The 633-nt window shown below is 58.9% G+C and carries 2 tRNA genes and 1 rRNA gene; all 3 read left to right on the top strand.

The window, feature by feature from the left end:
* A 16S ribosomal RNA gene (locus tag GBG68_RS13910) occupies positions 1–114 on the top strand; the annotation flags it as partial.
* 77 nt (positions 115–191) lie between these two features.
* A tRNA-Ile gene (locus GBG68_RS13905) sits at positions 192–268 on the top strand.
* Between the two features lie 229 nt (positions 269–497).
* Positions 498–573: transfer RNA gene (locus GBG68_RS13900), tRNA-Ala, on the top strand.
* The last annotated feature ends 60 nt before the right edge of the window (positions 574–633 follow it).

Genomic DNA, 633 nt, shown 5'->3' with positions numbered 1-633 from the left:
CCAGAAGCCGGTAGCCTAACCTTCGGGAGGGCGCCGTCCACGGTGTGGTCGATGACTGGGGTGAAGTCGTAACAAGGTAGCCGTAGGGGAACCTGCGGCTGGATCACCTCCTTTAAAGAGATGCACCAATCGGTTCCTGTTGGTGCGAGCACCCTCACAAGTTATCTGGTTCGCCGTTAGAGACCGGCCGCGGGTCTGTAGCTCAGTTGGTTAGAGCGCACCCCTGATAAGGGTGAGGTCGGTGGTTCAAATCCACCCAGACCCACCATTTTTTGCGCTGCTCTTCGTTGTCGCCTGGCTCACTTGCCGATGCAAGCTTCGCCAGTCGACGCCTCGATCAGCACAAAAAACCAGTGTCAGGGGAGCGGTTAGCCGCACTGACGCAGGATGTTTTTCGCCAGGCAAGGCGCGCGACGAGAGAGGGAGGGAGCGTACACCAGTACGTGACCGACCGATCGAGGAGCAGCAACGCCGCATGGCGAAAAACAGACAAGTCAGGGGCCATAGCTCAGCTGGGAGAGCACCTGCTTTGCAAGCAGGGGGTCGTCGGTTCGATCCCGACTGGCTCCACCATCTACCTGCGGGAAGAAGTCAGACTTGAGAGTCCGAGCCGGGCTCTCAACTCTGGCTTTT

It is taken from the genome of Alkalilimnicola sp. S0819 (assembly GCF_009295635.1).
In the GTDB taxonomy this organism is placed as follows: Bacteria; Pseudomonadota; Gammaproteobacteria; order Nitrococcales; family WHIW01; genus S0819.
This window is presented reverse-complemented; position numbering and strand designations above follow the sequence as displayed.